Below are 26238 nucleotides of genomic sequence, written 5' to 3' on the forward strand. Positions count from 1 at the left end.
CCGCTTCTTGTTTGTAAAGAAGTTGTGTTACATGAGTTTCTATCATATCTCTATGAGTTTAAATCTTCCGTTAATCCTATAATTACATTGTATAGCAAAAGCCCACCAGCAACATAGAAACAATTCAAAAAAATGGCATTTCTAAGAAGTACTGAATTTCCCGTTCATCTTCAAACCCGGAACATACATGCTCACACAAAGCGTAAGCTACATTCCTATGTCCACATCACTTGTGCTATACTGCGAGATAGATTAAGCATGAAAGCAGGGATATTTTGACGACAAACGCCTGTTTACAAACCATTCGCTCTTATTATTCATCGTTATCAGACAAAGAGAAGAAGGTGGCCGATTTCATTTTGTCTTCTCCGGATAAAGCGGTCTACTTTTCAATTTCAGAACTTGCGGAAGCCAGTGGTGTTGCAGATGCTACGGTGTACCGTTTCAGCAAGCGTCTCGGTTATCAAGGCTTCCAAGATTTAAAGATCTCACTCGCCAGACAAATTGTAAAAGAAGAAGCAAACATTCATGAATCCGTTTCTTTCGAAGACGACGCTGCAACGCTTGCTTCCAAAATCTTCACAGAACATAAGCGTGCCATGGATGATACATTGGCTCTTATTAATGAAGAAACGTTGCAGACGGTGGCGACCATCATTACCCAAAGCAAGCGCATTGACCTCTATGGGTCCGGTGGTTCTGGGGTCGTAGCCGAAGATGCTTATCACAAATTCATGCGCTTTGGCATTCCGATTCAAGCGTTCAGCGACAGTCATCAGCAAATGATGAGTGCCTCCTTATTAACTGAAGGCAGCACAGCCATTGGGATTTCGAATAGCGGCAGTAATCGCGATGTTGTGGACGCACTAAAAACAGCAAAAGCAGGCGGTGCTGTTACAATAGCGATATCTGGGCATACATCTTCGCCATTAACAAAGGTTGCGGATTACACATTAACAACCAGTGCCAGAGAATCCCTGTTTCGTTCTGAAGCCATGGCATCGAGAATGGTCCAGCTCGCATTAATCGACGTACTTTATGTATTGTCTGCCTTGCAAATGAAAGACACGACACTCCATAATTTAGATAAAATTCGCGAGTCCATCGCTACGAAAAGATACTAAGGCGCAAAAAAAGAGAGCATCTTTGCTCTCTTTTCGTCTGTTAATTGAAGAAGAAACTGAGGATAAATACGACGAGAAAACCTACACCGCCGATAATTGTTTCCATGACGGTCCAAGACTTTAACGTGTCCTTTTCTGACATTCCTAAGAAACGGTTAACGAGCCAGAATCCTGAGTCGTTCACGTGAGACAATACGGTTGCACCACACGCAATCGCGACTGCAATAAGCGCAAGTGAGGGTTGCGTCAAATCAACAAGATTCACAATTGGCGCTATGAGCCCTGCTGCTGTTAGCATTGCTACCGTTGCTGAACCTTGCGCGACTCGCACACCTGTTGCTATTAGAAAGGCAAGTAAGACGAGTGGGAACCCTGAAGATGCCATAAGTTCGCCCATCACATCACCAACACCGCTCTGGATCAGAACTTCACTGAATACCCCACCGGCTCCTGTAATTAAGATCACAATACCAGCTGGCTCGAGTGCTTTTGTAGACATATTCTGTAATTCTTCTTTCGATACACCACGTTTTCTCCCTAGGAAGTGGAGCGCAAACAGCGTTGCAATAATTAATGCTAAGAACGGGTGACCAAGAAACATAAGAATTTCCTGAAGAAGTCCCTCTTCTAAGAATTGTTCACCGATCGTGTTTGCCAAAATTAATAGAAGCGGCAATAAGATAATGAACAGAATCAGTTTGAACGAAGGCATATTCTTATTCTCTTGCCCTTCCGCTTCCGCACGTTCAATGACGTGGTCAGGTACAGGAACGTGAATCCGATTTCCGATGTAACGTCCAAACAGCGGTCCACCGATAATCATCGCAGGGATTCCTGCGACAAAACCAAAGATCAGCATCCACGCTAAATCTACACCTAGAATTTGCGCAACTGCAATCGGTCCCGGTGTCGGAGGGACGAAGCTGTGAGCGACAGCTAACCCTGCCAAAAGGGGAATCGCATAAAACAGCAATGATTTTCCAGTTCGCATCGCTAAGCTGTAAACGATTGGAATAAGAATTACGAGCGCGACATCAAGGAATACTGGGATCGCGACGATTAATCCGGTAAAACCGAGTGCCCACTGCGCACGTTTCTCACCAAACGTATCAATGAGGGTGAACGCGAGTCTTTCAGCACCGCCAGACGTTCGGAGCACTTCACCAAACATCGCACCAAGCCCAACTACAATCGCGATAAAGCCTAGTGCCCCGCCCATGCCTTCCTCGATTGTCACAAGTAGCGACATCGGATCCATACCAGCCATCAACCCAATAAAGATACTCGCTAACAAAAGAGCCAAAAACGCTTGCATTTTAGAGCGTATAATTAAGTATAAAAGTAAGCCGATCCCTAAGATCGTAATAAGAATTAAACTTACACCTGACATGTTTTATCCCTTCTTTTATCCAGTTATTCTTTGTCTACCACTCTGCAATGCTACGGTCTTCATGTCTCCACACAGGATTGCGCCAGTTGTGACCTTCTTCGCTCATTTTGCGGACGTGGTCCTCATTAATGTCAATGCCAAGCCCTGGTCTATCAGGAATCTTCACATGCCCATCTTTATAGTTAAACACCGTCGCATCGGTGAGATAATCAAGTAAGTCCGACCCTTGGTTATAGTGAATGCCAAGGCTCTGTTCTTGAATAAAGGCATTGTGGCACGTTGCGTCCACTTGCAGGCAAGAAGCCAGTGCAATCGGACCGAGTGGACAATGAGGTGCAGCCGCAACATCAAATGCTTCAGCCATGGAAATAATTTTCTTATTCTCCGTAATCCCACCGGCATGTGACAAGTCTGGTTGAATGATATCCACATAACCATCTTTAAGAATCGTCTTAAAATCCCACTTTGAGTACATGCGCTCGCCTGTAGCAATTGGAATGACCGTATGATTCGCAATCTCGCGCAACGCTTCGTTGTTCTCTGGTAGTACCGGCTCCTCAATGAACATCGGGCGGAACTGTTCTAGTTCTTTCGCAAGAATCTTCGCCATCGGCTTATGCACTCTACCGTGGAAGTCGATGCCAATTCCGATATAGGGGCCTACTGCTTCACGAATCGCTGCTACATTCTCCAACACGCGATCAATTTTTTCATAAGAATCGACATATTGAAGTTCGTCCGTTCCATTCATCTTCACTGCCGTGAATCCTTGGTCGACAACCTTCTTCGCTTCCTTGCCAACTTCTGAAGGACGATCGCCACCAATCCATGAATAGACTTTGATCGACTCTCGGGCTTTCCCGCCTAACAATTCATGGACAGGTGCGGAATAATATTTTCCTTTGATATCCCAAAGCGCTTGGTCAATCCCGGAAATGGCGCTCATCAAGATCGGGCCACCACGATAAAATCCTGAACGATACATCACATTCCAATGATCTTCAATGTGGAGTGGATTTTTCCCGACAAGGTATTCCATTAACTCGTGGACGGCTGCTTTCACCGTTGCAGCTCGGCCTTCAATGATCGGCTCTCCCCACCCCGTTAGTCCTTCATCCGTCTCGATTTTAAGAAACAACCAGCGCGGTGGCACCTGGAACAATTCATAGCTTACGATTTTCATAGATCCTCTTCCTTTCTCTTTTGTAAGATTGCTTTTAGTCATGATTGCGCTTTCAGAGATCATGTTAAAAAATAATCATCTTCACTTCTTCTAGTGCACGAACGAAGATATGATGGCCCCCTTTGCATTACATTTTTCATGTAACATTCTCCATACCATTGAGGAGAATCATTATCCTCTTTATAAAATTGAAACCATTTTTTCTGTAATTGTATGAATCGTATCATTAGTTGACGTAAAATGAAATATATTTTCTTATTTTAATTTACAAATGAAAATAATTTTAATAACATACAAGTAACACCACTACTTGGAGGCGTTTTTATGAACGTAGGAATTATCGGATTAGGGAAGATGGGATTGCCCCTTTCCCTACAACTTATCGACCGTAGCATCAATGTCGTTGGAATGGACCAACAAGAAGAAGCGATGAACGCTTTAAGAGAAGCTGGCGGTCAAGCCGCAACTTCAATTGACGAACTGCTAAATAAGCTCGAGACGCCACGAACGATCATCTTGCTCGTTCCTGCCGGCGATATTACGGAGAGTGTTTTTCAAGAACTTCGCGAAAAGCTATCGCCAAATGATCTAATCATTGATGCAGGGAATGCTCATTACCGAGATACATTACGTCGCCATGAACAATTAAAAGAGACTGGAATTCTGTTCGCGGACAGTGGAACTTCTGGCGGAGTATCTGGTGCTAGAAATGGTTTATGTGCGATGGTTGGGGCAGACGAACAAGCCGCTGAACGCGTAAAGGAAATTTTCGAAGCGATTACAATCGAAGATGGATTCTTACTTACTGGAGGAGTGGGAAGCGGTCATTATTTGAAAATGATTCACAACGGCATTGAATACGGGATGATGCAAAGTATTGGAGAAGGGTTTGAGTTACTAGAGAAAGGCCCTTTTGAATATGATTATCATAGCGTCGCGGATATGTGGAACCATGGTTCTGTCATTCGTGGTTGGCTCATGGAATTAACCGCAGAAGCTTTCAAAGAAGAGCCGAAGCTTGATAGCATTAAAGGGGTAATGCATTCTTCTGGAGAAGGAAAATGGACAGTAGAAGCCGCTCTTGACTATCAAGCCAGTGCGCCAGTGATCGCCATGTCACAATTAATGCGTTATCGTTCCCTGGATGAAAATCCATTTCATGGAAAAGTTGTTGCTGCACTAAGACATCAATTCGGCGGGCATGCCGTAGAGAAAAACGAGTAACGAAAAGCAGGTGATCTAGATGCATGTTGATTATATCGGTGTTGACATCGGCACAACCGGTGTAAAAGCGGTCGTATTCGACGAAAAAGGTCAGGAGCGGTACAAAGCATACGAAACGTATCCGATGCAGAGTCCAACTCCCGATACTGCCGAACAAGACCCTGATCTTATTTATAAGAAGACCATCTCTGTTCTTGAGCAAGCCATCGCCTTTTCTAATGAAGATGTAAATGAACTTCGTGCAGTCAGCTTTAGCTCTGCCATGCACAGCCTGATGTGTGTCGACAGTCAAGGGCGACCACTAACGAACCTCATCACCTGGGCGGACAAAAGAAGTTCAGCCGAGACGAAAGCATTGCAACATTCGGATTCTGGCCAACAGTTCTATGAACGTACCGGTACACCGATTCACCCGATGTCTCCTTTTGCAAAGCTCTTATGGATGAAAACGCATGAACCTGAGCTTCTCAATCGTACTGCCAAAGTGATTGGCATTAAAGAATACATCTTCTATCAGCTTTTCGGTGAATTTGTCATGGATGAATCGATTGCTAGCGCGACAGGCTTGATGAACATTCATGAACGGGCGTGGGATCAAGAGATCATGACCTATGCTGGGATTACGATCGAACAGCTTCCAGAACTCGTGCCAACGTCTTTTACATTTTATAAGGATCATATTCCTTATATCATCGGTGCGAGCGACGGCGTTTTGTCCAACCTCGGAGTCGGTGCCATCAACGAAGGTGAAGTTGCGTTAACGATTGGTACGAGTGCTGCCATACGAAGCGCCTCTTCCACACCCCATGTTGATGCGAAAGGAAGGACGTTCTGTTACTTACTCACTGACGACCTTTGGATTATCGGTGGACCCATTAATAATGGAGGCATTGCGCTGCAATGGGTCGTGGAAGAACTCGTAAAAGATGAAACGATCTCTAGTGATCAAGCAGCAGAAGCGGTATTAGCGTTAGCTGACCGTGTCCCTGCTGGATCAAACGGGTTGTTCTTTATACCATTCCTTACCGGAGAACGGGCACCGCTTTGGAACCCTGAAGCGACGGCTTCTTATATTGGTCTGACCCGTACACATACGCGAGAAGATATGATTCGTGCGGCACTTGAAGGGGTTACGTTTAATATTTACAGCGTGTTACTCGCCTTACAAGAATTAATTGGATTTCCTGGTTCCATCTATGCTTCTGGAGGCTTCTCTCGCTCAGAGACTTGGAAGCAGATGGCAGCAGACATCTTCGACCAGCCGCTTCATTTCGCAAAGTCTTACGAAAGCTCCGCGCTCGGCGCCGTCATTCTAAGCATGTATACACTCGGTGACATTGAGTCACTTTCTCATTTCAAACAGCATCAACACGTGGATGAGAAAGTGATCCCAAACGAAACTTCGGCATCACTCTATCGCGATTACAGCTCATTGTATCTCGAATTAATCCGAAGCTTATCTCCACATTATGAGCGACTGTATGCGTTGCAACAGAAAAAAGGCGTTTGGATCTAAGTATAAAAAAGTTCGGCTCATTGATCCAGAATGAGCCGAACTTTTTTATGTCACGCCCCTTTACAGGATGTTGAACCTCTTACAACTTCGACACATGCACTTCCGGCTTATTTCCCCCGTTCCACGCACCGTCTAAGGCCCGCTCAATCTGAGCACCAAGCTGCAAAAGTAACCCATCATTCGCTTGGCGAGTTAAGAAATGCATACCGAGTGGTAACCCGTTCTCAAGTGTTGCCATCGGCAATGAGATACCTGGAATCCCTGTCACGTTTGCGATCGGGGTGAATGAAAAGATGCTCCACAAATTCTGGAACCAGTCATAGACGTTTGGCTCCTCACTTGTTGTCATGTACTCTTTCGTACTAATTGCAGGGGTCGGCTTCGCCATCGTCGGGGTAAGAATGATATCCCACTCTTCTAAGAACATTCCGACTTGACGAGACACGTCATTAAATTGCGCTTGCATCGCCGCGCGCTTTGAATACGTTGCATCAATGCCTTCTTCCCATACACGAATACACATCGGTTCTATCAAGTCTGAAGGAGGTTCTTTTAGCCCTTTTTGTTCCATTAAGCCTGCGATTACTTGGGAGAAGTTCATAATGTAACAGTCCGTTTGCGCTTGGTAGGCTTTATAGAAATCAACCTTCGGTGTTTGCCATTCGACGTGGTGACCGAGGCTTTCTAGAAATTCAGCCGTACGGGTCAATTCAGAGACGATGTGTGGATCTGCTTTGTAATCGCCCCATTCATGAGAGACCGCAATACGCAGTGGCTTCGGATCATGTGCAATCAAGCTCGAATATGATTGTTCAGGCGACCAATACGGCATGAACTCTCCAGGCGCACCGCCTCGGCATTCATCATAAAACATGGCAGAATCACGAATCGTTCTCGACACACACCCTTGTGTTGAGACGACACCCATCAAGTCTGACCCATTCGGACTGACCGATAACACACCTCGGGATGACTTCATACCGATAATGCCATTGACGCCAGCAGGAATGCGGATCGATCCCCCGCCGTCTGAGGCATGTGCCAACGGTACCATTCCTGCTGCGACGGCTACCGATGAGCCCGCTGATGAACCGCAACTCGTATAGTCTTGGTTCCACGGATTACGAGTCACATAAAGCTCTGGATTTTCCGCCGAGCTACACAAGCCATACTCTGGTGTTGTCGTTCTCCCGATGATGTTAAGACCTGCACTTCGAATCTTTGACGTTAAAAAACTGTCCGCTTCGGCTCGATTTCCTTGCATTAACTTAGAGCCCATCTCTTGAAGTCTACCAGCAAGCGTAGGTCCTAAATCTTTCATTAAGTATGGAACCCCTTTAAATGAACCTTCAAGGTTCGTCCCGTCTTTCGAAGGGTTCTCTACGACATCATCAAACACTTCAACCACACTGCTAACGTGATCATCCAATGCACGAATCGCTTCATGCGACTGCTTCGCCACTTCATTAGCCGTAACGTCACCTTTTTCAATAAGTTCCGCAAGACCTACAGCATCATAACGTTCCAACTCAGTCCAACTCATCGCTTTGTTCATTGTGGTCACTCCATTCTCGTTGTATGGGTAGGTATAGAGCTCGCATCTACTTCTATATGTAATTACGGATTGCACAGTAGATTTCCTGCTTCATTTTAATAGTTTCATTATAGAAAAGTTTGTGAGAAGGGGAGTGGTGTTTGTTAGAGGATATGACACAATGAGTTAGAAAAAGCCTTTCCATGTGTAGTCTTGGAAAGGCTTTCGAAACCTCTTAGATAATTCCCTCTTCACGCAATCGTTCAAGTTCTCCAGGGCTGTAGTGAAGCATATCTTGCAGTACCTGTTCAGTATGCTCACCAACAAGGGGAGCTGGTGTAACCTTCTGTTGTTCCGTGCGCGACAAACGAATTGGGGAACCAGGAACTTTTGAGCGACCTCGAATAGGGTGGTCAACATATTGAATCATACCTCGTGCTTTCAAATGTTCGTCATCTTCTACTTCTGCAATTGATAATACTGGGGAACTTGGCACTCTAGCTTCTTTAAGTTGTTTCATTAAATCCCATTTACTCTTATCCTTGGTCCAATCTTCAATTATTTGATCGACAACATCCATGTTTAATGCTCGATTAACCGTATTCTCATAACCCGGTGCACCGATGAGGTCAGTGCGTTCCATAAGTCGAGTTAACTGCTCCCAATGTTTCTCTGTTACACATATAATTGCGACATAACCATCCTTAGTCTGATAGACATTATATGGTGCCATACGTAAACCACTATGGCGATTGCCTGTTCGTTCAGGACGCTTGCCTTCTCCTTCGTAATATCCTGCAAGCGGGGATGCAAGGGCTGGGTATGTCGCATCATGCATAGACACTTCGACATGTTGCCCTACACCGCTCTTTTCACGTTCATAAAGTGCTGTTGCAATACCTCCATATAAATGAATACCTCCTAAAATGTCACAAACTGCAGGTCCTGCTTTTACCGGAGGCTTCCCTTCATAACCTGTTGAAGCCATGACACCTGAAATGGCCTGAACGGTTAAGTCCATACCTGGAAAATCGGAGTATGGACCATTAAGTCCAAAGCCTGTCGCGGAACCATAAATAAGACGCGGATTAATTTCCTTTAACGTATTGTACCCGACACCAAGTCTGTCCATCACCCCAGGAGTGAAATTCTCAATTAATACATCCGCTTGTTGAACTAAGGATTTTAAAATCTCGGCTCCTTCAGAAGACTTTAAGTTAAGTGAGATTCCAAGTTTATTAGAATTAAACATGAGAAACTCATGCGGGTTTTTGTCTTCGATCCGTTGACGAATCACCTCCCCGGTAAGCGCTTCCATTTTTATTACTTTTGCTCCCTGATAGGCCATTAACATCCCACAATATGGACCCTGATAAACTTGAGATAAATCAAGTACAATAAGTCCGTCCATCGCAGATTTCATGTTATCCCTCCACAATATTTCTTGTTAAGGAGCATTCTAAACTGACTTTTATATAATTTCTAATACCAACTTTGAATACATTTATAGTCTTAACAAATAAATTTACTTTAAGAATCCAATCTTATTATCTTCTTTTATAAAAAACTGCTGTATCAAATTCCTAAATCTCATAACTGCTGGTGAATAATAGCGTTCTTTGTTATAAGCCATAAACACTTTCCTTTTAGGGGTTGGATTCGTTAATTTCACCGTATGGATACCTTGATGAAGTGAATATTTGGGATAACTAGCTGGCAAGATACATACCCCTAATCCTTCTGCAACAAGCATCCGTGCCGTATCCAATCGTTCAACATAGTATTTTCCTTCTAAATCAATTCCCGATTGAATAATCGCTTGCTTAATGATTTCAGTTATTTGGAAAACTGCTTGCGTAAGAATTAATGTCTCACCTTCCAAATTAGCCATGTCAATGCTCGACTTCGTAGCAAAAGGATGATTTTCAGGACAAATTAAGACAAGTTCTTCTCGGTAGATCGGTGTTAGCTCATACGTATCCTCTAAATCCTCTACCATCGTCGTGATCGCAAAGTGAACGTCATTACTAATCAATGCATCACGCATATGCTTTGTCCGAATCTCCTTAAAGTAAATTTGAACATTTGAATACTCCTCAGAAAATTGCTTTGCCACTTTAGGAATCCAGTATTTCGAAGACTCAATCATAGCGATATCGATAGCTCCAAATCCGGTGTCTTTAACATCTTCCATTTCTTTTAATGTACTTTCGAATTGTTTAAGAATTAATACCGCGCGACGATATAGTACTTCCCCAGGTTCCGTCAACTTCATTTCACGAGTACTTCGTTCAAATAACTTGCATCCTAGCTCCTTTTCCAGCTGTTTAATCATGTTGCTCAAAGATGGTTGCGAGATATGAAGCACTTCAGCCGCAGCCACAAACTTATTCTTCTCTACAAGCGTGACAAAATAGTTCAATTGGCGAATATCCAATGAGAGGACCTCCTGTTTTATAGCAATAAGCTATAGTTTTATTTTAAAGCGGTATTAGACATTATATTGACTAAACTTTAAGATAAAAACAATTCAGAATAGAAAAAAAGGAGTGAGAGGTTCAATGTTTTGTTACACATCAAATGTGAAAGTTGGAGATTCAACAAACAACTGTCTACTTTAAAACATCCCACCGCTTTTTTGTAAGCGCTATCAATTACTTTTGTTTCTACGATGCTGTACCGGCGAAGAAAACTTAATCAATAAAAACGGAGGTATGGAAAATGAACGAACCTTTACACATTGAATTACACGAGCATATTCAACTAATTACCTTAAACCGGCCCGAAAAGAAAAATGCATTTTCGTCTGAAATGATTACGCAATGGGTGGATGCACTTGAAACAGCCCAGCGTGACGATCGTGTGCATGTAATTGTCGTTACAGGAAATGGTGATGCCTTTTGTTCTGGCGGCGATATGCAAGATTTACAAAAAGGGCGCGAAACAAGACTCGATGCGAAGAATATGCTTTGGGAAGACATCCATCGTGTTGCTTTTACGATGAATAGAATCGACAAACCTGTCATTGCGGCGATTAATGGTGCAGCCGTTGGGGCTGGCTTGGACATGGCATTAATGGCAGATTTCAGAACGATGGCGCTTGAGGCAAAAGTATCTGAAGGATATGTAAAAGTTGGATTAATCCCAGGAGACGGTGGGGCTTACTTTCTTCCTCGTATTGTAGGGCAAGCCAAAGCGCTTGAATTATTATGGACTGGGCGTGCCGTTGATGCAACGGAAGCATTAGAAATAGGATTAGTTAATCATACGTTCCCTCGTGAATCGTTACTTGAAGAAACACTCGTAATAGCGAAACAGATTGCTGACGGACCGCAAGTAGCCATTCGCATGATGAAACGCGCAGCACGACAGTCAGAGAAATTAGACTTAGAAACATCGCTTGATTTAATTTCTTCTCACATGTCGATTATTACCGCGACTGAAGATCACAAAGAGGGCGTGCAAGCCTTTCTTGATAAACGCAAACCAGCTTTTGTAAATCGCTAACGTATAAGGAGGAAATTCTATGGAAGCGTCACTTCAATTGCCAGTTTCAAAAGCATCGCACTCTTTGACAGAATTTCGTCATGAAGTAAGAGCATTTATTCAAAAAGAACTTGATGCTGGATCATTTCAACCTGATTGTGATTCTTGGCTTGCTGGTTTCTCTAGAGAATGGAGCATGAAAATGGGTGAAAAAGGGTGGGTTGGTATGACCTTCCCAAAAGAGTACGGCGGTCAAGGTGAATCCAATTTGAAACGTTATGTCGTTACGGAAGAAATGCTCGCAGCCGGAGCACCCGTTGCAGCACACTGGATTGCTGACCGCCAGACAGGTCCTTTACTTCTAAAATACGGAACTGAATATCAAAAACAGACTTTTTTGCCAAGAATCTGTAAAGGGGAAGTTTACTTCTCTATTGGATTAAGTGAACCGAATGCTGGTTCTGATTTAGCTAACATTCACACGAAGGCGGTAAAAGAAAGTGACGAATGGTTACTGAACGGTAGTAAGATTTGGACGAGTGGCGCCCACCTTCAAGACTATATGATTGTACTGTGTCGTACTGAAAAGCAAACGGAGAAGAAGCATGAAGGATTAAGCCAATTCATTGTTGACCTTCGTGCCAAAGGTGTCTCCATCCGACCAATTACTCTTATGACAGGTGAACATCACTTCAATGAAGTGTTCTTCGAAAACGTTCGCCTCTCCGATGAAATGATCGTCGGTGAGCTTGGGGAAGGATGGAAACAAGGTATGGCTGAACTAGCATTTGAACGTAGTGGGCCAGAGCGATTTTTAAGTACGTACCCGTTACTTGAAGAGATGATTACAGTATTGAAACAAAGAGCAGATGCAGATTCTACCTATGCCTACACGGAAATCGGAAAGCTCGTAGCAACACTCGTTACATTGCGGAGAATGTCTTTTTCAATTGCTCAACTGCTTGAGGAAGACCAACCAGCGAGTCTTGTAGCATCACTCGTAAAAGACCTTGGGAATCAATTCGAGAATACGATCATTGAGACAGCGAGAATGCTTATTGAGAGCGAACCATCTACACATAGTGAACAGCAGTATGAACGATTACTAGCAAAAGCGATGTTGCATTCTCCAGGCTTCACACTTCGAGGTGGTACAACTGAAATCTTACGGTCAATTGTAGGAAAGGGGTTGGGGCTTTAATGATCACGATCGAACGTATGCTTATTGACACGACAGAAAAACTGTTTAAACAAACTTGTACTAAAGAATTAATTAACGACTCTGAAAACGGAATTTTCCCAAAAATATTCTGGAATGAACTAGACAGCATGGGAATAACAACAATCGGAGTTCCAGAAGACTGTGATGGAAGTGGCTTTACAAAGCTTGACGCCTTTGCCGTGTTAAAAATCGCTGGTAGTTTCGCAGCACCAATTCCTTTAGCAGAGTCAATCATTGCAAATTGGCAGTACGTCGAGCTTGGACTCCCGCTTCCTAATACAAAACAAACAATTAGTATGATCAATGAAGATGTTGATCTTCAACAACATTCAGAAGGTTGGATTATCAATGGCACATTCAATCGCGTCCCGTTCACTCAATGGGCTGATGAACTAGTGTCACCGGTTAAAACAACTACTGGTAAGTGGTATTTGCTCACAATCCCACTCAATCTCACAACAACAGCTCCAGATTCAAATATTGCAGGTGAATCGAGAAACAAAGTCATTTGTCAAAACACTTCAATTAATTCATCACAAGTCATAGCAATGACACCTGAACATGCTGCACAATTTATTCACGAAACGTTGTTAGGAAGAACGATGATGATGGCAGGTGCATTACAGCAAATTCTCACGATGTCCATCCATCACGCGAAAGAACGCCAACAATTCGGTCGACCGATCGGGAAATTCCAAGCTATTAAACAACAGCTTGCCGTATTAACCGGTCTTGCTACCTCTGCAAACGTAATTGCAGATTCCGCTGCAACAGCTACTGTAGACAACATTCAATTCCAAACCGAGGTCAAAATCGCAAAAACTTATATTAGCCAATCAATTTCAAAAGCGGTACCGATTGCACACCAGATTCATGCAGCAATTGGCTTTACTCATGAACATCCACTCCATCAGTACACGAGAAGGTTATGGTCATGGCGTGATGAATATGGATCTGAGGCATTTTGGGCAAAACAAATCGGTGAAAACGTCCTTTCTTCAAGTAAATCCTTGTGGAATCAACTTTAGGTAAGAGGAGGTTCAAACATGAAACGCAGTCTATATATTTTCACCCTGATTTTCACGTGTCTACTTGTTGCTTGTGACGGTACAAATACCGATGCTAATGACAATGATTCAGGAACGACACACGTTCCCCTTGGAACTGGCGGTACTGCTGGAACTTACTATTTCGTCGGGGGTGGAATGTCCAGCATGTTCCAAGCGCATGAACCTAGCATTAATTTGGGCGTTGAAGTCACTGCAGCTGGAGAAGAAAATGCAAGATTACTCAGCCATGGCGATGTGGATTTGATCCTAATAGATGGACCCACTATCCTTAGTTACTCAGAAGAAGATCCCGATATTTTTGAAGAATGGCGTCAAATCTCTGCCGGTCACGGCATGTTCACACATATCGTTGTTCGAGAGAGCTCAGATATCCATTCATTTCAAGATCTTGAAGGGAAAGACGTGGGGGTTGGCGCTGCTGGAAGTGGGAATATAAAGATCATCGAGCCACTCCTTGAAGCCCATGACATGTCCTATGATGACTTCAATCCGATGTATTTAAGCTTTGCTGAACAAATTGATGCCTTTCGTGCAGGACAAATTGATGTAGCTATTATTGTTGGTGGTCCCCCTACTTCAGGGATTGTTGACCTTGAATCGACTGAAGATATCCGCTTAATAGAAATTGAACCAGAGATTCTAGAAGAGCTTGAAGATTTACCAGGAGTCTATCCTGAAGTTCTTCCAGCAGGAACCTATCATGTTAACGACGACCACGACTTACAAGGAGTAGGAGCAAACACCATGCTAGTTGCACGTGCCGACCTTCCTGATGATGTTGCATCAATGATCAGCGAGACGTTGATTGATCAGTATCAAGTGATCGAGGACAGTCATCCTGCAGGAGCTGAATGGAACCAACAAGCAGAGTACCTTTTCCGAGGCAATCTTCTTGAATTCCATCCAGCTGTTGTTCAAGTTCTTGAAGAGCAAGGAATTTGGGATGAAGCGAGTGAATACAACGTGGTTGGTAGTGACTAAAAACCTTATTAAAGGAGGGCTTACATGAAGTACCTCCTCTTCTTTTTTGTTCTTTTACTAAGCCTATTTATAACTTGTCACACATTGAATCAACCAAAAGCAATTGAAATTTATGATGAAAATACAAATGAAATGATTGTCTCATTTCCCATCGAGCCTGGCGAAAGATTTTACATTGAATACACACACTCCATGTACGAAACAAAACAATGGGAAATGTACGTTGTCGAAGAAGACGGCTTTCTCCTTGAACACGTTGAATTCGAATCATTTGATGCGGCTAATTACTACGGAAATAAACGAGATACGGCTAAGTTTCAAGATGATTTTCAGTTTGGAAACTGGCAGATTACACGTAATCAATCACTTGACACTATTCGCTTTCGTGTCCCTTATTTATACCCACTAGTCATCGGCTATCATGATGAGCGACTAACCATTCAACACTACACACATTCAGGAACACCGATTGTAATTCAATTTTAGAAATGAGGTGGTGGCTTGTGAAGAAACGTGAGAAAAAAGAGCAATTACTTTCTACGCCTTATCGTAAAGAAGTTGGTGTCCATCGTTACGCCATTATCATCTTATCACTAGCCTTTTGTTTCTTTCATCTCTATACTGCTGGCTTTGAAATGCTCGTTGCATACCAACAGCGAAGCGTACACTTGGCTTTTGGTATGACATTATTATTCCTATGCGTTGCTCCTACGAAGACTACGACACAAAATCGCACCCTCCTCGGAACGGATGTGATTTTTGCAGCTCTTAGTCTTGGAATTGGCGTTTATGCATACTTTTCCTATTATGAACTAGTTGGAAGAGTTGGAAATCCGAATACAATGGATCTTATACTCGGAACACTGCTGATCTTTCTCCTACTAGAAGCTACAAGAAGAATGGCAGGAAAAGCCTTAACTCTTATTGCAGGATTGTTTCTCATATACGCATTTGTCGGACCGTATCTTCCAGGCTTATTATCACATCGTGGCTATGGTTTCGAGCGGATTGTTAACCAAATGTTTTTAACGAATGAAGGGATCTTTGGAATCACACTCGGAGTATCTGCGAGTTATGTATTTCTCTTTATTATGTTCGGGACATTTTTAGAAGTTACGGGGGCCGGAAAATTCTTTTTAAATCTTTCAATTGCTTTCTTCGGCAGGATGACAGGCGGACCTGCAAAGGCAGCCGTAATTGGAAGCTCGCTTTTTGGCACCGTATCTGGAAGTGCTGCTGCTAACGTATCTGGAACTGGGCCTGTTACCATTCCATTGATGAAGCGACTCGGTTATAACCCGAAGTTTGCGGGCGCAGTAGAGTCGGTTGCTTCCGCAGGTGGACAGCTCGTGCCACCTATTATGGGTGCAGCCGCTTTTATTATGGTCGATATTTTACGCCTACCTTATACGACGATCATTCTTGCTGCGATCATCCCTGCCGTTCTCTATTATTTATCGACAATGGTCGTCGTTCATTTACAGTCAAAACGGCAAGGGTTAATTGGTGTTCCAGCCAAAGAAATGCCCGATTTAAAAGCAACACTTAAAAACGGTATTCATTTAGCCATTCCACTTCTCATTCTCGTATTCTTATTAGCAGTAGTGTACTTACCACCAGCACTTGCAATTTTCTGGTCGTTTCTCTCACTGATCGTAGTTGCCCAACTACGTGGGACGACACGAGTAAGTGTAAAAGCACTAATTGATGGCTTTGTCCAATCAGCAAAAAACTCTATGATTGTCGTCATCGTAACAGCAGTCTCAGGTATTGTCATTGGAATTATTAACTTAACAGGGCTAGGTCTAAACATCTCGAACTTACTTGTTGCGTTAGCAGGTGGAAGCTTAATCCTTCTTTTAATCCTAACGATGATTACATCAATCATACTCGGTATGGGCTTACCTACAACTGCAGCATATGTGATCTTGGCTGTGCTCGTTGCTCCAGCTCTCGTTTCAATGGGTGTCGAGCCTCTTGCAGCACACTTTTTCGTCTTCTATTTCGGAATTGTTTCAGCGATAACACCACCTGTTGCCGTCGCACCATTTATTGCATCAGGGATAGCCAACACTTCTCCAATGGGAACCGCGATGTGGGCGCTTAAAATCGGTCTCGCTGCATTCATAATCCCGTATATGTTTGTCTTCAACACTGGTCTTCTCATGCTCGGTTCTGTTGAAACTATTTTAATAGGAAGCTTATCTGCCATAATCGGTATAGTAGGGCTTGCCATTGCCATTGAAGGATATCTTTACGAACCCATCAGAATTATTCCAAGAAGTATCTTAATAATTGGTTCGTTACTCATGATTACCCCTGGTTTTATGCTTGACCTTATTGGGCTTCTTATTATACTAGCTGTACTCAGTTATTTACGCTGGATCTTTAAGAAAAGGAATGTCCAGTTGTTAGATAATACTGAAGGTGAACACGTATAGACATTAACTAGGAAGGTTTGATGCCTTCCTCTTTTTTATGCTTTCGATCAACGGTCATATTCAACTTATCGCGGTTTATTGGGAAGACGAGTCCGGTGAACAAATCGAATATACGTTCAAACAGTTACGTGACAAATCGAACCAATTAGCACATGCCTTAAAGTCCCTAAACGTAAAGAAAGGTGACCGGGTGGCATGTCTTCTAGGTAAAGATATTGAGCTTGTTATTACCGTTTTAGCGACATGGAAAATTGGTGCCATCTATGTTCCTTTATTTACAGCTTTCAACTCCTCCGCGATCTCTTATCGATTGGAAAACGTTGAGAGCAAAGTTCTCATTACAAACCATGAACAATCTCAAAAACTATCAACGATTGATCACTCAAGTAAAGTCATCGTCATCGACAACCCAGACACTCCCTCACTCGACTTTCACTCGCTCGTTAATGAATTTCCTGTAGACTACGATGTTGAAGAAACATCGTTAACCGACCCTTCTGTCATTCAATTCACATCAGGATCAACAGGCATGCCAAAAGGAGCCGTATACGCTCACAAAATCTTACTCAGCACTTACCCTTATTCGAAATATGGAATTGCCTATGAAGAAGGCGATATCTTTATGGGCGGCGCCGACCCTGGATGGGCATATGGCTTGCAGAATTCGATCTTCAACCCATTAAGTTTTGGAATTCCGATTGTCATGTACAAAGGTCGTCCAAGTAGCGAAACTTATTATCGCTTAATGGAGAAATACAATGTGACGAACTTCGCCTATGCGCCTACTGCCTATCGAATGATGGTGCAAGATGGTCCTGAGCTTATCACTAAACATTCGCTATCAGTGAAGAAATTAAGCAGCGCTGGAGAACCACTGAATGCCGAGGTCATTCGATTTTTCAAAAAGCATCTTGGAATAAATATCCATGATCATTACGGCGCAACCGAGGTCGGTATGGTCATCAACAACTACCATGCGATTACGATGGAGATTAAAAACGGCTCGATGGGATTTCCAACGCCCGGATTCACCATTTCCCTTCTTGACGCACAAGGGAATCCAACACCTGACGGTGAAGTTGGTGAAATCGCGATCGACACAACGAACGATGGCTATTACTTCAAAGGATATTGGAACAATGAAGAGAAAACCGCAGAAAAAATGAGCGGAAAGTGGTTTCTAACCGGAGATCTCGCTTTAAAAGATGAAGAAGGATATTACTGGTTCCAAGGTCGATCCGACGACATTATTACAAGTTCCGGCTACCGAATCGGTCCATTCGAGGTTGAAAGCTCTTTACTCGAACACCCCGCCGTCACAGAAGCAGCCGTTGTTGGTGAACCAGACGAACAAAAAGGTGAAATCGTCAAAGCTTATGTCGTCTTAAGTAAACACTCTAGCCCTAGCGATGAACTTGGGGAAGAACTAAGTCTACACGTGAAAACGAACCTATCCAAGCACCAATACCCAAGAAAAGTAGAATTCTTGGATGAATTGCCGAAAACGACGAGTGGGAAGATTCAGCGGTTTAAGTTGCGATAATGAACGTATAGATTTTTTCTTAGCTCACTATTTCTACTCATACGAAGCATATCAAAAACCTCTCCAACTCTGGAGAGGTTAATTTTTTTGAACTGGCGCCTCACTAAGAAGCATTTCCCTTAATTTGTATTTCTCAATCTTATTTGTCGGGGTGCGAGGGATCTCCTCGATGAACCGAATATACGTAGGCACCATGTATTTCGGCATCTGCTTTATGCACCATGATTGTAATTCATCTTCTGTAATCGTTGCGCCTGGTTTTCGTTCACAATAGACAGCAACGTCGTCTTCATCCCCTTGCTTTGCGGGGATTGGGAACGCTGCGGTTAAGTTAATGTCATCATGGCCATTAATAATATCTTCGAGCTGATATGAGGAGATCTTCTCACCTCGACAACGAATGACGCTTCCTAAACGATCGACGTAATAGTAGTAACCATCTACCCCAAGGTATCCTGCGTCTCCAGAGTGGAACCAGAGGTTTTTAAATGCTTTTGTCGTTGATTCTGGTTTATTAAAATATTCCGTCAAAATCAGTGACGGTAATTGAGGACGAAAGCCGATCTGACCAATGACGCCTGGCGGTTGCTCCTCATCGTATTCATTTAAGATTGCCAGTTCAAAGTGGGCATTTGGCTTTCCCATAAATCCTTTTACGTTGACTTCATCCCCCCGCATGATCGGCACGCCGTCGTCTTTTAACAACGCCGTCATCTCATCTAAGGTATAGCCCCTTCGTAAAAAGTCAGGTGTGCCTTTGCCATCAAGTCCATGTACGATTGCCGAAGACAGTGGATTACCCACTTCCGTTTGCCCGAATCCAGACGTGATCACATCAAATCCGAAGCGATGAGCAACTTCTTGATGATACTTCGGAAGGGGTTGCATGTGCACTTTGTTTAACGTGTTTTCACGGTCAGTGTTTTTCGTCTCCGCATTCATGAGCCATGGAATCATAACATCTAGTAAGATTGCACAGGTCGCTTGACTATCTTTGATCCGTTTCCAAAATTGCGTCGGGCTGAATTTATCATACAGGGCAATTCCAGCTCCTACAAAAGCAGCTCTCGCAATGTTCGCAAATGCTCCGCCAACATGATACAACGGTAAATCATTGTATACAACGTCTTCTCTCGTCACAAGTCTACGAAGCCCACGTGTGTACCCGTACACCCAACGGTGCGATTGGACAACCCCTTTCGCTGGACCTGTCGTCCCTGACGTATAAATGATGTTCGCCATATCAAAATAGTTCAACTCAACGTTCGGATTATTACGGTTTTCAGAAACGACTAAGCTCCAATCTTTCTCATTATAAATTGAATGAAGGCGCTCCTTTGCAGAAGATTCCTCATAATCATGGTCGCGAAATGATGGACTGTATACAATTGCATTGACGCATGGCACATCGTACGCAATGTCATTAAGTCGCCCGACCATAGAACGCTCAGTCATTAATATAATCGGATTCGTATCATTCAGCGGATAGCTAAGAAGCTTTCCTTTGAAATTGAAATTGATTGGGCAGAACACTGCACCGCACTTCCAAATCGCAAACATCGCCACTGTCGTCATTAACGGGTTTTTCATAAACACTGAAATGCGATCCCCTTTGGCAATGCCTTCTTCTAACAAACCGTTCGCCACTTGGTTCACACGGTCATTAAATGCTTTATACGTCAACGTTTTTCGTTGTTCTCCGTAATAGACAAACGGATGGTTCGGTTGAATCACTGCCCATTGCTCTACTTGTCGATGAACTAACTCTTCTTGTGTACCAAAGCTATTCATCCAATTCCTCCTATCATCCTTTGAGTTTGACGATAACATCGCCTTCTTGAACGAAGTCCCCTTCTTGTTTCAATACTTCTGAAACGATCCCTTCAATCTCTGCTTCAATCGGAATTTCCATTTTCATTGATTCCAAGATAGCGATTTCATCTTTCTTGTTAACGACATCTCCTGGTTTAACGAGCACTTTCCAAGCACTCCCGCTCATTGATGCTTTAATGTCTGGCATGGTTATTCTCCTTCTCAAGTCTTTTACGCAAGACTTCTTTTTTTATTTTTCCTGTCGTCGTTAAGGGCATTTCGTCGACGAGAATAACTTCTGGTACTTTGTAGCCTGAAAGGTTTTCTATTAGAAACTTCTTCATTTGTGTCTGTGTTGTTCGTGAACGAAGTTGAATAAACGCAACCGGAATCTGTCCTTTTTCATCATCGACTTTTCCGACGACAGCACAGGCGTTAACATGTTCGTGGCGACTAATGATGTGCTCCAGCTCTGCCGGGAACACGCTCATTCCGTTTACTTTTAACATGTCTTTCTTGCGACCAATGTAGTGTAGATAACCCGCTTCACTCATTACACCGATGTCACCGGTGTAAAACCACTCTCCGAACGTCTCGTCTTTGCCCCAATACCCTTTCATCAGCGACGGTGTTGAGATGGCAATTTCCCCTTCTTGTTCGAGTGGTAAACGATTCTTTGTTTCGAAATCTACAATCTTTACTTTCGTTCCAGGCATTGGTAAACCGACGAAAATCGGTCGACTTTCTAAATCGAAATGTCTCGTTTGCATGCCTTGCGTGAACGTATCACTCGTATGGGTTTCGGTCATGCCAAATGACGTCTCGCGCATGATCGTACCCGTTGCTTTGAACCATCGTTCTCGGTAGTCTTTCGTTACTTTTTTTATGAAGGAACTGACGGTCGTCATTGTGAGTGACGATAAATCACGATTATGAAACGCTTCGTCTTCCATCAACTGCACGATGTTATCAGTCACGCCGCCAAATGAGGTGACCTTATACGTTTCGATTGCTTGAAACACAGCTTCTTTATCCCATCGGTACAACAAAATCAGCGTTGCTCCGCTAAAAACAGGCATAAGAACACCTGCATTTTCTCCTGCGATCCAAAAGACGGGCATATAGCCAAGGCGTACGTCATCTTCACTCAAGTTGTAGTTGTACACGTAACTGTTCGCCATCGTATAAAGCATGTTCCTTTGTGTATGCATGCACCCTTTAGGCATTCCTGTCGTACCGCCCGTATAGTTGAGGGCAGCTAACGTATCGAGTGAACTGTAGTCATCGTGTAGCGGTGCAACGGTCTGCACTTCTGTAACCCAATCATCCGTCGGCAGTGCGTGTAACTTTGCGGTCTTCAAATCAGGATGTAGCGGAAGTGTCGGATGTTCTACGATGTAATCGGACAAAGATGTCGTCACAATCGTTTCAACTCCTGCTAACACTTGGCTCATGGAATCATAAAGCGTTTCAAGCGTAATCACAGCGACGGCTCCGCTATCTTCTAGTTCGTGGCGAAGCTCATGTTCTTTGAACATCGGATTTACAGGAACATGAACCGCACCAGCAGCAAGAATGCCGTAGAACGCAATAATAAACTGAGGACAATTTGGCAAATAGACAGCTACCCGGTCCCCCGTGCTTACGCCTTTACTCCGAAGGTACGCTGCTACACGTTGGCTACGATCATAAAGCTCCGCAAATGAAAGTTCATAGCCGTAATAATTAATGCACGTTTTCCTTGGCGTCTCCACAGCACGTCTTCTTAAATATTCGGTGAGTGGAACTTCACCAAATGGATACGTCGCCGCTTTTGATAAGCCTTCAGGCCAGGAATCTAGCACGCGCTTTTGCATTTCTTCTTCGTAATCTTGCTCGTTCATATCCACTCCTCCTTACGCTTCCTGCGGTTGTTTCATTTCGGCTTCGCTTACTAAGTGACAAGCAGCGTACGTGCCGTCTCTAGTAACTTGAAGTGAAGGTTCAACTTGCTTACACACGTCCATCACTTTCGGACACCTCGTATGAAATCGACAACCACTCGGTGGATTTTCCGGACTCGGTAAATCGCCTTTTAAGATAATCCGATCTCGCCCACGAAGCTTCGGATCTGGACGCGGCACCGCTGACAGCAACGACTCTGTGTACGGATGTTTAGGGTTTCTGAATAACTCATCCTTACTAGCCACTTCAACGACCTTACCGAGATACATGACTGCGATTCGATCACTAATGTATTTCACCGCTTGAATGCCGTGGGCGATGAATAGGTACGATACGCCGAGTTCTTTTTGTAAGTCTTTTAGTAAGTTCAACACTTGCGCTTGAATCGAGACGTCGAGCGCAGAGACCGGTTCATCGCAGACGATCAGCGACGGCGATAATGCAATTGCCCGGGCTATTCCAATTCGTTGTCGTTGTCCTCCTGAGAATTCTGAAGGATATCGCCTTCCATGTTCTGAACGTAAACCGACGCGTTCAAGCAACTCATCGACTCGTCTTTGTTGTTCAGCTCTTGAACCGTCCTTGTGTAAACGAAGAGGTTCTGCGATAACATCCGACACTTTCATTCTCGGATTCAAAGAAGAAAACGGGTCTTGGAAGATCATTTGCATTTGCTTACCAAGCTCTCGTTTATCCACGCGACTTAAATCGTTTCCTTTAAAAGAAACGGTGCCTTCCGTTGGGTCTTCTAGGCCGACAATCATTCGTCCGGTCGTTGATTTTCCGCATCCGGACTCACCAACAAGCCCGAGTGTTTCACCTTTTCCAATCGTTAAATCCATACCGTCTACCGCTTTAATCCAGCTTTTCTTTCCTTGAAAGAGTCCGTCTTTCTTCGGATAGTATTTTTTTAGTCCACTAATTTCTAATAGCGGTTCGTTCATCATCCTTCACCCCTTCCACGACAGGATGCCAACACGCAACGTTTCGCCCACCATGATTGGTGAGCAGGGGCTCCTCTTTTTTACAACGGTCTGTCCGACGGGTGCAACGATCATAGAAGTTACATCCCTTAGGCAACTCCTGTGGGCTAGGGACTGTCCCCCGAATTGCTGAAATGCGCTCATCACTTTCACCTTCAAGCGTTGGAACGCTCGTTAACAGTCCGTTCGTGTACGGGTGCAAAGGCTGTTCAAACAAAGCATACACGTCGGCTTCTTCAACGACTTGCCCGCTATACATGACCACGACCCGATCCGCCATTTCGGCAACAACTCCTAAATCGTGCGTAATGAGGAGAATACTCACGTCAAGCTCTTGTTGTAAGTCTTTCATAATTTCTAAGATTTGCGCTTGAATCGTTACATCCAAAGCGGTAGTTGGTTCGTCAGCAATTAACAGTTCAGGTTTACAGAGGAGAGCCATCGCAATCATGACTCGTTGGCGCATTCCACCAGACAGTTGATACGGATAGTTATCAAGCTGGCGTTTCGGATCCGTAATTCCAACACGTTCAATCATCTTCTCTGCATCTTGCCGAGCCGTTCGGACGTCTGCTGCTTTATGTTGAAGCAACGCTTCGGTCATTTGTTTGCCAATCTTCTTTAAAGGATTCAACGAAAACATCGGATCTTGGAAAATCATTGAGATGTCATTCCCTCGCAATTTACGAAGTTTACGGTCCGACAACTGCAACAAATTTTCGTCGTGAAAACGTATTTCACTCTCGCTTTCATACTCAATTGATGCCGCATTTAATCCTAAGATTGAAAGTGCAGTAACACTTTTCCCACAACCTGACTCCCCTACGAGAGCAACAATTTCACCTTTATCAATCCGAAAATTCACACTGTTCACGAGCTGACTTCTTGGCTCTCCAGTTTTTTCAGCAAACGCTCTTAAATTGTTGATTTCAAGTAACGTTTCTCGCTTTGACATTACCCATCCTCCTCTCTACACTTTCTTTAACTTCGGATCAAGCGCAACACGAAGGCCGTCGCCCATAATGTTGCCAGCAAGCATCGTCAACATAATCGCTACCCCCGGTGCTAAAATGAGCCATGGGTTCATGTACATTAAGCTGTACGCTTGCTGAATCATGCCACCCCAACTAATCTGCGGAGATTGTGCACCAAGCCCTAAGAAACTTAACGAAGCCTCGACTAAAATTGCAAAACTCATGTTAAACGATGATTGCACGATAATCGGCGGTGATATGTTCGGTATGATATGTCTCCCCATCGTCCAGAACGCCCCAGCACCTGACACTTTTGCCGCGTACACGTACGCTTCACTGCGAATTTGTAGCGTTTGGCTTCTTGCCAAGCGTGCAAATTGCGGTGTAAAAACAATTCCGATTGCAATCATCGCATTCCACAAGTTCACCCCAAGTGCTGCCGTGATGCCTAGGGCTAAAAGGATTGCTGGAATCGCTAAAATTCCGTCTACAATTCGCATAAAGACTTCGTCAAAGACACCACCAAGATATCCAGATAGAATCCCTAAAGGTACGCCGATGACGAGAGGGATAATGATCGCAATCAGTGCCGCCTGAATACCCGCTTGTGCGCCGTACATCAATCGACTTAACACGTCGCGACCGAGTTCATCCGTTCCGAGCCAATGAGCGAGGCTAGGACCAGCCATGACGCGATCATAGTTCGGTAAATCGGGTGGATACGGTGCCAACCATGGCGCGAACAATGCAACGACAATGAGTAGAACAACAAAAATACCACTAATAAAAGCTGCTCGTTGCCTCATAAAACGGCGGAGCATTTCTTTACCCGTCACGTAGAACCCCCCTAGTTATTCATACTTAATTCTTGGATCGAGAAGCGAATAAATAATATCCGTCGCAAAGTTAATGACAATAATGATTACAACCATGACGAGTACAACGCCTTGTAGCATCGCAAAGTCTCGTTGCATGATTGAATCTACAGCAAGCTGACCAATGCCAGGAATTGAGAAGATCGTCTCCACGACGACCGTTGCGCCCATAAGATTGCCATATAATATACCGACTGTCGTGACGACGGGTAAGATCGCGTTACGGATCCCGTGATGAAAAATCGTCTGCCGAACGGACAACCCTTTGGAGAATGCCGTCCGAATGTAATCGGTTTCAAAAACTTCGATTAATGCAGACCTCATGTGTCTAGTAATCTGCGCCATCCCAACGGCACCAAGTGCGATAGATGGTAGCAACACAGAGCGTACGAAGCCGATTGGATCATCAAACAAACTGATAAAGCCTGTCGCCGGTAACCAACCGAGTGATAAACTAAAGACTGCAAGTAACAGCATCGCAAGGAGAAAGTTCGGGATTGCTGTCCCCATCGTACTTACAAGTCGAGCGAATTCATCAATCCAACTACCTGGCTTCATCATCGAAACGATCGCCAATGTTGTACCGAACACAAAGGCAATTACAATCGCTGTCGTTACGAGCTGGAATGTAATACCCATCCTTGAGAAAACAGCCTCTTGAACGGATTCCCCAGTAAAGAACGATTCGCCTAAATCTCCAACGAGTGCGCTCGTCAACCAGTTCCAATATTGAACGAGTAACGATTGATCTAACCCAAGCTGTGCACGTAGTTGCGCCAAATTCTCATCAGAAGCATTCTCTCCAAGTATCGCGAGAGCCGGATCCCCTGGGATGAGAAGAATAAACGAAAACACAATAAACGTCGTAATGAAAAGCATTGGAATTACGTAGAGCAAGCGTTTCGTGAGAAACCGCAAAAACATCGTGTTTTCCCC

General features: G+C 43.9%; 22 protein-coding genes. 10 read left to right on the plus strand and 12 right to left on the minus strand.

The window, feature by feature from the left end; translation table 11 throughout:
• Positions 1-275 precede the first annotated feature (275 nt).
• Positions 276-1124 (plus strand): MurR/RpiR family transcriptional regulator, encoded by an 849-nt coding sequence (locus tag JOD17_RS09470; protein WP_204697299.1) that lies wholly within the window; start codon positions 276-278, stop codon positions 1122-1124.
• A 40-nt stretch (positions 1125-1164) separates the two neighbouring features.
• Here JOD17_RS09470 and JOD17_RS09475 read toward each other — a convergent pair whose 3' ends face one another.
• A complete protein-coding gene (locus JOD17_RS09475) occupies positions 1165-2514 on the minus strand; it encodes a GntP family permease (RefSeq protein ID WP_204697301.1) in 1350 nt (449 codons plus the stop codon).
• A gap of 34 nt (positions 2515-2548) precedes the next feature.
• Complete coding sequence (dgoD, locus tag JOD17_RS09480; protein WP_204697303.1) at positions 2549-3697, minus strand: galactonate dehydratase; 1149 nt, start codon at positions 3695-3697, stop codon at positions 2549-2551.
• Between the two features lie 324 nt (positions 3698-4021).
• On the opposite strand from dgoD, the gene gnd reads away from it, so the two are divergent.
• Together gnd and JOD17_RS09490 are read left to right on the plus strand one after the other, a co-directional pair.
• A complete protein-coding gene (gene gnd / locus JOD17_RS09485; protein WP_204697305.1) occupies positions 4022-4921 on the plus strand; it encodes a phosphogluconate dehydrogenase (NAD(+)-dependent, decarboxylating) in 900 nt (299 codons plus the stop codon).
• Between the two features lie 19 nt (positions 4922-4940).
• Positions 4941-6437 (plus strand): gluconokinase, encoded by a 1497-nt coding sequence (locus tag JOD17_RS09490; protein ID WP_204697307.1) that lies wholly within the window; start codon positions 4941-4943, stop codon positions 6435-6437.
• A 79-nt stretch (positions 6438-6516) separates the two neighbouring features.
• Here JOD17_RS09490 and JOD17_RS09495 read toward each other — a convergent pair whose 3' ends face one another.
• From JOD17_RS09495 to JOD17_RS09505, 3 genes are all read right to left on the minus strand, one after another.
• Entirely contained in the window at positions 6517-7992 is a 1476-nt protein-coding gene (locus JOD17_RS09495) for an amidase (RefSeq protein WP_204697309.1), read from the minus strand.
• Positions 7993-8206: 214 nt separating this feature from the next.
• Positions 8207-9394 (minus strand): CaiB/BaiF CoA transferase family protein, encoded by a 1188-nt coding sequence (locus JOD17_RS09500; protein ID WP_204697311.1) that lies wholly within the window; start codon positions 9392-9394, stop codon positions 8207-8209.
• Between the two features lie 102 nt (positions 9395-9496).
• Positions 9497-10408 (minus strand): LysR family transcriptional regulator, encoded by a 912-nt coding sequence (locus JOD17_RS09505; protein WP_204697313.1) that lies wholly within the window; start codon positions 10406-10408, stop codon positions 9497-9499.
• A gap of 284 nt (positions 10409-10692) precedes the next feature.
• Here JOD17_RS09505 and JOD17_RS09510 point away from each other — a divergent pair, with 284 nt between their 5' ends.
• Genes JOD17_RS09510 through JOD17_RS09540 form a run of 7 tightly spaced genes read left to right on the plus strand, consistent with a single transcriptional unit; the run spans position 10693 to position 18714 of the window.
• A complete protein-coding gene (locus JOD17_RS09510; protein ID WP_204697315.1) occupies positions 10693-11478 on the plus strand; it encodes an enoyl-CoA hydratase/isomerase family protein in 786 nt (261 codons plus the stop codon).
• 19 nt (positions 11479-11497) lie between these two features.
• Complete coding sequence (locus JOD17_RS09515) at positions 11498-12658, plus strand: acyl-CoA dehydrogenase family protein (RefSeq protein ID WP_204697318.1); 1161 nt, start codon at positions 11498-11500, stop codon at positions 12656-12658.
• Positions 12658-13707, plus strand: a complete 1050-nt coding sequence (locus JOD17_RS09520) for an acyl-CoA dehydrogenase family protein (RefSeq protein WP_204697320.1) — start codon at positions 12658-12660, stop codon at positions 13705-13707. The genes JOD17_RS09515 and JOD17_RS09520 overlap by 1 nt, the downstream gene beginning before the upstream one ends.
• 18 nt (positions 13708-13725) lie before the next feature.
• Positions 13726-14730, plus strand: coding sequence for a TAXI family TRAP transporter solute-binding subunit (locus JOD17_RS09525; protein WP_204697322.1), 1005 nt, complete (start codon positions 13726-13728; stop codon positions 14728-14730).
• Between the two features lie 24 nt (positions 14731-14754).
• On the plus strand, positions 14755-15216 hold the full coding sequence (locus JOD17_RS09530; RefSeq protein ID WP_204697324.1) for a DUF1850 domain-containing protein: 462 nt from the start codon (positions 14755-14757) through the stop codon (positions 15214-15216).
• Positions 15217-15233: 17 nt separating this feature from the next.
• On the plus strand, positions 15234-17171 hold the full coding sequence (locus JOD17_RS09535; protein WP_204697326.1) for a TRAP transporter fused permease subunit: 1938 nt from the start codon (positions 15234-15236) through the stop codon (positions 17169-17171).
• A gap of 37 nt (positions 17172-17208) precedes the next feature.
• On the plus strand, positions 17209-18714 hold the full coding sequence (locus tag JOD17_RS09540; RefSeq protein ID WP_204697328.1) for an acetate--CoA ligase: 1506 nt from the start codon (positions 17209-17211) through the stop codon (positions 18712-18714).
• Between the two features lie 78 nt (positions 18715-18792).
• Here JOD17_RS09540 and JOD17_RS09545 read toward each other — a convergent pair whose 3' ends face one another.
• From JOD17_RS09545 to JOD17_RS09575, 7 genes are read right to left on the minus strand one after another with little or no spacing between them, the layout of a single operon-like run.
• Entirely contained in the window at positions 18793-20505 is a 1713-nt protein-coding gene (locus tag JOD17_RS09545; protein ID WP_204697330.1) for an AMP-binding protein, read from the minus strand.
• 13 nt (positions 20506-20518) lie between these two features.
• Positions 20519-20734, minus strand: coding sequence for an acetyl-CoA carboxylase biotin carboxyl carrier protein subunit (locus JOD17_RS09550; protein WP_204697332.1), 216 nt, complete (start codon positions 20732-20734; stop codon positions 20519-20521).
• Positions 20721-22409, minus strand: a complete 1689-nt coding sequence (locus JOD17_RS09555) for an AMP-binding protein (RefSeq protein WP_204697334.1) — start codon at positions 22407-22409, stop codon at positions 20721-20723. Before JOD17_RS09555 ends, JOD17_RS09550 begins: the two co-directional genes overlap by 14 nt.
• A gap of 12 nt (positions 22410-22421) precedes the next feature.
• Entirely contained in the window at positions 22422-23414 is a 993-nt protein-coding gene (locus JOD17_RS09560; RefSeq protein ID WP_204697335.1) for an ABC transporter ATP-binding protein, read from the minus strand.
• The gene (locus tag JOD17_RS09565; RefSeq protein ID WP_204697339.1) at positions 23389-24408 is read right to left on the minus strand and encodes an ABC transporter ATP-binding protein; all 1020 of its coding nucleotides are present in this window, start codon (positions 24406-24408) and stop codon (positions 23389-23391) included. Before JOD17_RS09565 ends, JOD17_RS09560 begins: the two co-directional genes overlap by 26 nt.
• A gap of 15 nt (positions 24409-24423) precedes the next feature.
• Positions 24424-25263: an ABC transporter permease gene (locus tag JOD17_RS09570; protein WP_338028782.1), complete on the minus strand. Its 840-nt coding sequence runs from the start codon at positions 25261-25263 to the stop codon at positions 24424-24426.
• 15 nt (positions 25264-25278) lie between these two features.
• Complete coding sequence (locus JOD17_RS09575) at positions 25279-26226, minus strand: ABC transporter permease (RefSeq protein ID WP_204697340.1); 948 nt, start codon at positions 26224-26226, stop codon at positions 25279-25281.
• Positions 26227-26238 lie beyond the last annotated feature (12 nt).

It is taken from the genome of Geomicrobium sediminis, from assembly GCF_016908595.1.
GTDB lineage: Bacteria > Bacillota > Bacilli > Bacillales > Marinococcaceae > Geomicrobium_A > Geomicrobium_A sediminis.

Bases quoted from the DNA above. Each gene is read 5' to 3' on its own strand.
- JOD17_RS09475 (WP_204697301.1), bottom strand. From the start codon at position 2,514: ATGTCAGGTGTAAGTTTAATTCTTATTACGATCTTAGGGATCGGCTTA.
- dgoD (WP_204697303.1), bottom strand. From the start codon at position 3,697: ATGAAAATCGTAAGCTATGAATTGTTCCAGGTGCCACCGCGCTGGTTG.
- gnd (WP_204697305.1), top strand. From the start codon at position 4,022: ATGAACGTAGGAATTATCGGATTAGGGAAGATGGGATTGCCCCTTTCC.
- JOD17_RS09490 (WP_204697307.1), top strand. From the start codon at position 4,941: ATGCATGTTGATTATATCGGTGTTGACATCGGCACAACCGGTGTAAAA.
- JOD17_RS09495 (WP_204697309.1), bottom strand. From the start codon at position 7,992: ATGAACAAAGCGATGAGTTGGACTGAGTTGGAACGTTATGATGCTGTA.
- JOD17_RS09500 (WP_204697311.1), bottom strand. From the start codon at position 9,394: ATGAAATCTGCGATGGACGGACTTATTGTACTTGATTTATCTCAAGTT.
- JOD17_RS09510 (WP_204697315.1), top strand. From the start codon at position 10,693: ATGAACGAACCTTTACACATTGAATTACACGAGCATATTCAACTAATT.
- JOD17_RS09515 (WP_204697318.1), top strand. From the start codon at position 11,498: ATGGAAGCGTCACTTCAATTGCCAGTTTCAAAAGCATCGCACTCTTTG.
- JOD17_RS09520 (WP_204697320.1), top strand. From the start codon at position 12,658: ATGATCACGATCGAACGTATGCTTATTGACACGACAGAAAAACTGTTT.
- JOD17_RS09525 (WP_204697322.1), top strand. From the start codon at position 13,726: ATGAAACGCAGTCTATATATTTTCACCCTGATTTTCACGTGTCTACTT.
- JOD17_RS09530 (WP_204697324.1), top strand. From the start codon at position 14,755: ATGAAGTACCTCCTCTTCTTTTTTGTTCTTTTACTAAGCCTATTTATA.
- JOD17_RS09540 (WP_204697328.1), top strand. From the start codon at position 17,209: ATGCTTTCGATCAACGGTCATATTCAACTTATCGCGGTTTATTGGGAA.
- JOD17_RS09545 (WP_204697330.1), bottom strand. From the start codon at position 20,505: ATGAATAGCTTTGGTACACAAGAAGAGTTAGTTCATCGACAAGTAGAG.
- JOD17_RS09550 (WP_204697332.1), bottom strand. From the start codon at position 20,734: ATGCCAGACATTAAAGCATCAATGAGCGGGAGTGCTTGGAAAGTGCTC.
- JOD17_RS09555 (WP_204697334.1), bottom strand. From the start codon at position 22,409: ATGAACGAGCAAGATTACGAAGAAGAAATGCAAAAGCGCGTGCTAGAT.
- JOD17_RS09560 (WP_204697335.1), bottom strand. From the start codon at position 23,414: ATGAACGAACCGCTATTAGAAATTAGTGGACTAAAAAAATACTATCCG.
- JOD17_RS09565 (WP_204697339.1), bottom strand. From the start codon at position 24,408: ATGTCAAAGCGAGAAACGTTACTTGAAATCAACAATTTAAGAGCGTTT.
- JOD17_RS09575 (WP_204697340.1), bottom strand. From the start codon at position 26,226: ATGTTTTTGCGGTTTCTCACGAAACGCTTGCTCTACGTAATTCCAATG.